This is a genomic window from Halalkalibacterium ligniniphilum (assembly GCF_000334155.1).
In the GTDB taxonomy this organism is placed as follows: Bacteria; Bacillota; Bacilli; order Bacillales; family Bacillaceae_D; genus Halalkalibacterium; species Halalkalibacterium ligniniphilum.
The window spans coordinates 1-8,194 of the sequence record NZ_ANNK01000088.1 but is presented as its reverse complement, the minus strand read 5'-3'; the positions used below and the strand labels follow the sequence as shown (position 1 = coordinate 8,194).

General features: G+C 38.8%; 8 protein-coding genes and 1 pseudogene. 3 read left to right on the top strand and 6 right to left on the bottom strand.

The genetic code is table 11. The features are described 5' to 3' along the window. A partial coding sequence (locus BLT_RS0109755; protein WP_017727608.1) for a RecQ family ATP-dependent DNA helicase occupies positions 1 to 1,316 on the bottom strand: 1,316 nt, incomplete at its 3' end. Between the two features lie 242 nt (positions 1,317 to 1,558). Between BLT_RS0109755 and BLT_RS0109750 the strand changes: the two genes are divergently transcribed. The 3 genes from BLT_RS0109750 to BLT_RS0109740 all read left to right on the top strand — a co-directional run bounded on the left by BLT_RS0109750 (position 1,559) and on the right by BLT_RS0109740 (position 5,799). Further along, positions 1,559 to 2,692, top strand: coding sequence for a zinc-dependent alcohol dehydrogenase (locus BLT_RS0109750; RefSeq protein ID WP_017727607.1), 1,134 nt, complete (start codon positions 1,559 to 1,561; stop codon positions 2,690 to 2,692). A gap of 210 nt (positions 2,693 to 2,902) precedes the next feature. Continuing rightward, complete coding sequence (locus BLT_RS0109745) at positions 2,903 to 4,492, top strand: ABC-F family ATP-binding cassette domain-containing protein (RefSeq protein ID WP_017727606.1); 1,590 nt, start codon at positions 2,903 to 2,905, stop codon at positions 4,490 to 4,492. A 392-nt stretch (positions 4,493 to 4,884) separates the two neighbouring features. Then, positions 4,885 to 5,799 carry a DMT family transporter gene (locus BLT_RS0109740; protein WP_017727605.1) on the top strand — a complete coding sequence of 305 codons (915 nt, stop codon included), beginning with the start codon at positions 4,885 to 4,887 and terminating at the stop codon, positions 5,797 to 5,799. Positions 5,800 to 5,818: 19 nt separating this feature from the next. On the opposite strand, the gene BLT_RS0109735 is transcribed toward BLT_RS0109740, so the two are convergent. The 5 genes and pseudogenes from BLT_RS0109735 to BLT_RS21715 all read right to left on the bottom strand — a co-directional run. Beyond that, a complete protein-coding gene (locus BLT_RS0109735) occupies positions 5,819 to 6,001 on the bottom strand; it encodes a DUF3970 family protein (protein ID WP_017727604.1) in 183 nt (60 codons plus the stop codon). 62 nt (positions 6,002 to 6,063) lie between these two features. Beyond that, positions 6,064 to 6,780 carry a DUF421 domain-containing protein gene (locus BLT_RS0109730; protein WP_017727603.1) on the bottom strand — a complete coding sequence of 239 codons (717 nt, stop codon included), beginning with the start codon at positions 6,778 to 6,780 and terminating at the stop codon, positions 6,064 to 6,066. 115 nt (positions 6,781 to 6,895) lie between these two features. Next, a complete protein-coding gene (locus BLT_RS0109725) occupies positions 6,896 to 7,513 on the bottom strand; it encodes a DedA family protein (protein ID WP_017727602.1) in 618 nt (205 codons plus the stop codon). A gap of 128 nt (positions 7,514 to 7,641) precedes the next feature. Then, positions 7,642 to 7,839: a DUF6501 family protein gene (locus tag BLT_RS0109720; RefSeq protein WP_017727601.1), complete on the bottom strand. Its 198-nt coding sequence runs from the start codon at positions 7,837 to 7,839 to the stop codon at positions 7,642 to 7,644. A 146-nt stretch (positions 7,840 to 7,985) separates the two neighbouring features. Then, positions 7,986 to 8,194, bottom strand: a pseudogene (locus tag BLT_RS21715) (ZIP family metal transporter); the annotation flags it as partial.

Here is an 8,194-nt window from a genome sequence, read left to right as displayed (position 1 = left end):
TGATTTGAAGACCCTGTTAAAATTTGGGCAATAATTGTCTTCCCAAAACGCTCCCTTACCCTCTTTATACAGGAAAAGACCATTTGGGCATCTCTTGTAACATCCATTGCTTCTTGGTCATTTTCACAGCTAGAACAGCGGTTGCATGTGATTTCACGCTCATCGCCAAAATACTGAAGGATGTAGGATTGAAGGCATTGCTCTGTATGACAATAGGCAGCCATTTGTTGAAGCTTTTCATACTCTCCTTCTTTTCGTTCTTCTTCCATGTGCGATTGTTCAATTAAGAACGTTTGAACTCTAAGATCCTGAGGGGAATAATATAATATACAAACACTTGGCTCACCGTCCCTTCCAGCTCGCCCTGCTTCCTGATAGTAAGCCTCAATTGAACGAGGTAGCTGATAGTGAATCACATATCTCACATTTGATTTATTGATCCCCATTCCAAACGCATTGGTTGCTACCATTATAAAAATCGAGTCATTGATAAACGCGTTCTGATTTTCCGTTCGTTCCTGTTCACTCATTCCTCCATGATACTTTCCCACTGCAAATCCCTTCGCTCTCAATCGTTCATAAATGTGTTCTACCTCTTTACGAGTTGCCGCATAGATGATCCCAGACTCATCTACAAACGCACCGATATCATCCTCTAAAGCATGGAGCTTGTCGATCCCTTTTTTAATTGAGAAATGCAAATTTGTTCGCTCAAAGCCTGTGACAACAGCGTTTTTAGAATCAATGTTTAATCGTTCACATAGATCTTGCTGAACGTGTGGTGTTGCAGTAGCAGTTAACGCAAGCACAGTTGGGTTGGCTAAAAGCTCATCAAGCCAGGTTGAGATGTTTAAATAGCTCGGTCTGAAATCATGCCCCCATTGTGATAGGCAATGTGCCTCATCAATCGCAACAAATGAAATAGGAATGTTCTTTAACGTTTCATGAAAATCCGGTGAAAAAAGCCGCTCAGGAGCGATATAAACAAGGGTATACTCCCCTCGCTGAAGGCGATACAGCCGATTCTGCTGCTCCGTTGTTGTTAGCGTGCTATTCAGATAAGTAGCCGAAATCCCTGCTTGCAATAGGGCGTCCACCTGATCCTTCATTAATGAAATAAGTGGAGAAATGACAATGGTTAAACCATCAAATATAAGAGCTGGGATTTGATAACAGAGAGATTTCCCGCCGCCAGTGGGCATCACACCTAATGAGTTTTTTCTACTTAAAACCTGTTCAATAATTCGCTCTTGCCCTTCACGAAATGCAGAATAGCCGAAGTACTCGCGAAGCTTTGTTTTCGCTATTTGAAGCATCCGTTGATTCACTTCCTTTTGAAAAAAATTTATTTTTCATTCACGTACGGATTTACATACCTTTACCTTACTGATGATAAGGCGTTGATTCAAGAGGGATTCTTTTCATTTTGTCACGTGCCTACCTTATTCAGATAAGTCTAAATTCATATTCGAAGCAGAGCGGTTTGAATAGATGCGAAAAAAACACAAATACTAGCAGTTGAAGATTTCTTATTTCAAATTGAATGGAGTGTGAATGTTTGAAAGCCGTAACCTATCAAGGACCGAATAATGTTCAAGTAAAAGAAGTAGCCGATGCGAAAATCGAAAAAAATGATGACGTTATTGTACGGATTACTTCAACGACAATTTGTGGCTCAGACCTACATTTGTACCAAGGAAACATGCCATTACCCGAGGGCTACATTATCGGACATGAGCCAATGGGTATTGTAGAGGAGGTAGGTCCTGAAGTCACAAAAGTAAAAAAAGGCGATCGTGTCGTTGTACCGTTTAATGTAGCTTGCGGTCACTGTTTTTATTGTGAACATCAAATGGAAAGTCAATGTGATAATTCAAACCCTCATTATGATTCAGGAGGATATTTTGGCTACACAGAAAAATTCGGAAATCACCCAGGAGGGCAAGCGGAATATTTAAAAGTTCCCTTCGGAAACTTCACTCCTTTTCTTATTCCCGAATCCTGTGAGCTAGAGGACGAATCTCTTCTTTTTTTATCTGATGTGATTCCAACCGCTTATTGGAGCATTGACCATGCTGGTGTCAAAGCAGGTGATACCGTCATTGTGCTAGGATGTGGTCCCGTTGGATTAATGGCACAGAAATTTGCTTGGATGAAGGGGGCAAAACGAGTCATTGCTATAGACCACATTGACTATCGATTAAACCATGCGAAGAAAATGAATAATGTAGAAATTTTTGATTTTACTCAATACGATGATATGGGTGAGCACTTAAAGGAGATTACTCAAGGTGGTGCAGATGTTGTCGTCGACTGTGTTGGGATGGATGGAAAGAAATCTCCACTTGAATTTATTGAACAAAAATTAAAGCTTCAAGGCGGAACGTTAGGACCGATTCAAATCGCTACAAAGGCGGTACGTAAGTTTGGTACGTATCAAATTACCGGTGTTTATGGCGGGAATTACAATAACTTTCCACTTGGAGCATTCTTTTCAAGAAACGTGATCATCAAAACAGGACAAGCGCCTGTCATCCATTACATGCCAGAGCTTTACGAAAAGATTATCAATAACGAATTTGACCCTACAGAAATTGTCACCCACAAAATGGCTCTTGACGATGCTAGTCATGGCTACAAAATTTTCAATGACCACCAAGATGATTGTATCAAAATTGTTTTAAAACCCTAGAATGCTTTATCTAGAAGTGACTGAGGCTAATAATAAGGTTGGCCTCTTCTAAATTCTATCAAAAATCCGTTTTTCTCTCTTTGCTTTTCCCCTACTTTTTCACCTGAAAAATTACAAAATTTTGGATTGTTTTTCGTTACAACTCCTCCTATCGAATAAGAACATGTTATAATTCATGGGAGTCTTATTAGATGGAGGATGAATACGTACATGATTACAGTGAATAATGTGAGCTTACAGTACGGTGGTCGTAAGCTTTTTGAAGAAGTGAACATTAAATTTACCCCAGGCAATTGCTACGGGCTTATTGGTGCCAATGGTGCTGGTAAATCAACCTTTATTAAAATTTTATCAGGAGAGGTTGAGCCGCAAACTGGCGATGTTCATTTAAAGCCGGGACAACGATTGGCCGTTCTGAAGCAAAACCATTTTGAATATGAAGATCATGAGGTTTTGAATGTTGTCATTATGGGACATGCTCGTTTGTACGAAGTAATGCAAGAAAAAGATGCTATTTACATGAAAGCGGACTTTACCGATGAAGATGGCATTAAAGCGGCTGAGCTAGAAGGTGAGTTTGCAGAGCTTAATGGATGGGAAGCAGAATCTGAGGCAGCCATTCTTTTAAAAGGTCTTGGCATTACAGAAGATCTTCATACGAAAAAAATGGCTGAATTAACGGGGGCTGAAAAAGTTAAAGTATTGCTTGCCCAAGCTCTATTTGGACAGCCTGATGTTCTTTTACTGGATGAGCCAACGAACCACCTGGACATTAAAGCGATTCAATGGCTTGAGGACTTTTTAATTAACTTTGAAAATACGGTCATTGTCGTTTCCCACGATCGTCACTTTTTAAACAAAGTCTGTACTCATATTGCTGATTTAGACTTCGGGAAAATTCAAATTTACGTTGGAAACTATGATTTCTGGTATGAATCGAGCCAATTGGCATTAAAATTAACTCAAGAAGCAAATAAGAAGAAGGAAGAAAAAATCAAAGAATTACAAAACTTTGTTGCTCGTTTTAGTGCGAATGCTTCCAAATCTAAGCAAGCAACCTCACGTAAAAAGCTGCTTGAAAAAATCACCCTTGATGACATCAAACCGTCTTCAAGAAAGTATCCGTATGTTCATTTTACTCCGGATCGAGAAATTGGAAATGACCTTTTACGCGTTGAAGGCATCTCAAAAACCATCGACGGTGTTAAAGTTTTAAACAATGTCAGCTTTGTCATGAATAAGGACGATAAGATTGCACTAGTTGGAAATGAGATTGCTAAAACGACGCTATTTAAAATACTCATGAATGAAATCGAACCAGATGAAGGTACATTTAAATGGGGTGTAACGACATCTCAAGCGTATTTTCCGAAAGATAACTCGTCTTATTTTGACGGATGTGATTTAAACTTGGTAGATTGGCTTCGGCAGTTCTCTCCACAAGATGATAGCGAGACATTTCTTCGAGGCTTTTTAGGACGCATGCTCTTCTCTGGAGAAGAAGTATTAAAGAAAGCAAGTGTTCTATCAGGGGGAGAAAAGGTTCGCTGCATGCTTTCAAAAATGATGCTCAGCGGTGCTAATATTCTTCTTCTTGATGAGCCAACGAACCATCTTGATTTAGAGTCGATTACTGCATTAAATAATGGCTTAATTAACTTTAAAGGTTCGATGATATTTACAACACATGACCATCAATTTAATGAAACAGTGGCCAATCGGATTATTGAATTGACAGAAGACGGACTCGTTGACAAAATGATGTCCTACAACGAATATTTAGAATCAGTAAAAGGCTAAGAATGTGAAGAGGCTGGGACATAACGAGCATGTATGATTGAAAATGCGAAAAATGCACAACCTTAGCGGAGGAAATAGACGTAGCTCCTGCGGGATCAAAGGAAAGGATGAGACCCCACAGTGCGTAAGCACGAGGAGGCTCACCAGCCGCCCGCGGAAAGCGAAGCATATTTCCGAGGCGAATGCTATGCATCAACGATCATGACGTTCGAATTTCTCATCAATAAAACTCTTTTGTCCCAGCCCCTTTTCTTCGCTTAAACAAAGCCCATAGAATACCGCCCCTGAAGTAAACACCTTCATTTTTTTGGAAATGTCAAGGACGGCCGTTGACGTTCCTGCATGTTCATACCCGTAAACCTATGCTATAGTTTATATAGGAGGAAGATGCTATGGACATTCGTAGGGCTTATGGCTTTGCAGTCATTGGTGCCGCACTTTGGGGAACCATCGGTTTATTTGTAAAAAAATTATATGAGCACGGGCTTACACCTTGGGAAGTTGTTGCCATCCGTGTCATACTTTCCGCTCTGATTCTACTCCTATTTATTTTCCTGACAAACCGTACATACCTTAAAATTCGACTAAAGGACCTTCCATTTTTTTTCGGCACCGGGGTTGTTAGTATTGTCTTTTTTAACTGGTGCTATTTTACCGTCATGGAACAGTCTTCAGTTTCTTTAGCAGTTGTCTTACTCTATACAGGTCCCTTATTTGTGATGATTTTATCTAGAATTTTCTTCAAAGAACTTCTTACCAAAAGAAAAGTCGCGGCACTTGTTTCTACGCTTATTGGATGTAGCTTTGTCGTAGGGTTACTTCCAACTGCTCAAGTAAACGTAACACCGTATATTTTACTTGCGGGACTGGGTTCAGGCTTCTTTTATGCTCTTTACAGCATTTTCGGAAAGTATGTGAGCGTACGTTACGATACGCTTACGATTACCCTCTACTCCTTTATTTGTGCAAGTGTGTTTATCTTTCCAACAAGCGGTATTCTGCAAAATGCAACCTTATTTTTTGATCCGACTGTTCTCTTTTATAGCCTCGGACTTGCTCTCTTTCCAACTGTCATTGCGTACTTGTTTTACACAAAAGGGCTTTCAATGATTGAATCAAGCCGAGCTGCACTTCTGACAACGATTGAACCTGTCGTTGCAATCTTACTTGGACTTTTCGTGTTTTCAGATTCCCTTTCCATTTGGCAATCGCTTGGGGTTGGTGCTGTAGCTTTCTCAATTCTTCTAACGACAGAAACAAAAAAACAGAAAATGAGAGGTCAGAAAAAAAGAGCAGCTATTTCGTAAGCTGCTCTTTATGCATCATTTATGCTTTGCGAACATCAGCATAGATGATCGCATCCTTCGACCGTTGGTATTTTGGATTATTTGTCTTTGTGGAATCTCGAGCGTCAGAATGATACGTCACTTCATAACCTGGAAGTTTTTTTAAATCTTCCATAAATCGCAATAGCTCCTCTTGGTCTCTTCCCATAACACGTACTCTCATTTAAACCTCTCTCACAATCTTTTCTTTATACGATTAATATTATTTGTGCTTCACTCACTGCTTTATTCTTCCGTATCAATTGGTGAAGTAATGTTGTCTTTGTACAAATCGAAAAAGAGCTGTCCGTGGGTCCCTAATACACAATAAAAGACCTCATGTAGCGTACACCCTCTTTTCCTCAGCTCGTTTGTTAACCATTCCCTTGACAGTTTGTGCTTGTCGAAATTTACTTCATGAATTTCCCCCTCTATAACCAATTCAATGGGATAACGAATCGGTGGTGCAAGAAGGTGCAAATCTTTTTTTGTAACAGACACCAATTCTGGCTTTTTTTGAACAGAGATATGACCATCCGGTTCAAGGATCGCGTAATGCACATCGGATAGATCAAAAACTTGATACTCTCTAAGTGACTGTTTCAATGTATCAATAGAGTATTTTTGACGTTTTAAGTTTTCTTCTAATATCTTACCATTTTCAATCAATACAGTCGGTTCCCCATTAAACCACTTTCGAAAAAAACGACTTTTTAAGCTAAGACGTGTAGCTACATATCCTAAAAAACCAATAAGCGCTAGGGAAGTTAACATATGAATAAAACCAAAGGCTGTGTTAAAAGCAAGATTCGCTGCAATCGAACCCATCACGATCATCGTAATAAAATCATGATTGGTCATTTGTGCTAATGTTTGCTTTCCAAGCAAATGGCTCATGAAAAGAAGAAACCCAAATGAAACGAATGTTCGAAGGATTGTATAGATAAACTCAGAATCAAACACATTTTTATTCCTCCGTTTTTTATAAGCTATTGCCTTTTGAAAGATTGAATATACATCAAAAATACGTTTCCATTAAAAAAACATCTCCTCATTACCATAACTATATGGAGATGGTTCATGAATGCTTAATATTGCTTTTTTTTTCTGTACGATTTTTCCCTGCTCGAATGGAGTAATAAATACCAATGATTAAAACGAAAAGGACGACAAAGACACCGTATTGCTCTATTACATTTCCAATCTGTTTTGTATAGGCGCTAAAATAGTAGCCTATGAAAAAATAAATACTTGACCAAATGGTTGCAGAAGCAAAAGCAACCATTGCAAATTGAGCGTACCGAAACTTCGATAAACCGACACTAAAGGGAGTAGCATGACGTAAGAATGGCAAGAAATAACTAAAAGCAGCCGCCTTTAATCCATAACGATTTAAAAAAGCTTCGCCTCTTTGCACGCGTTTATCAAAAAACGCATGTTGCTTTGCCCGACCTAAAAGAGGCTTTCCCCCTTTCCACCCTAGCAAATAAAGAAGCGTCCCATGAACAAAAATACTGAGCAGAATCACAAAAAACGTTGGAATCGGTGAAAGATATCTAGTCGTGGCTAAAAAGCCCCCGGTCATAAGCAAAACTTCATTTGGCACAGGAAACACAAACAATCCTACCGCATAAATAAGAAAAAGCGCAATATAACTATATTCCTGAATAAACGATAGAAGTGTTTGTGTATCCATATGTTCACCTCGCCATATTTTTGGTAGTGTTTTACATCTATTACTTTGATCATACATGACTACTGTATAAAAAGCAAAGCAAGTGCTCTTCATTTTTCGTATAAAAAAAAGACAGCATGGCTGTCTTTTTAAGCAAAATATTCTTTATAATAACCACCTATTTTTCCAGTATTGTCAATCACAAAGTAAAACTCTTCCGTTTCATTTTTTACATTATATGACTTCCCTGTTGTAAGGGCGCGATTAACCATATATTTTTTGGCATTCGTATGGATACACTTAACCGTTTTAATTGTCTCACGGTTAACCCAATCTTGATGAATCATTGTATTCACTCCTGACCTTCGTGTTATCTTCTCCATTATACACAAACAGAGACGAATACCCAATTTAATCTTCAAGAACGTGCAAACGTTGGACGTATTTGTATAAGAAAAATGGATTTTCATCCCTTGAAAGAAATCATGATTTCTTAAAACCACTGGGTTAATGTGAGCATCAATAACAATCCAACAATAAACGAATACGTTGCACCCAAAGCATGTCCGTCCCCATGGCTTTCTGGAATAAGTTCTTTATACACAATAAATAACATTGACCCTGCCGCAAATGCAAGTCCAATTGGAACAAGATTTTCAACATAGGCTGTTGAAAAGTAGCCAATAATGGCTGGTATGACCT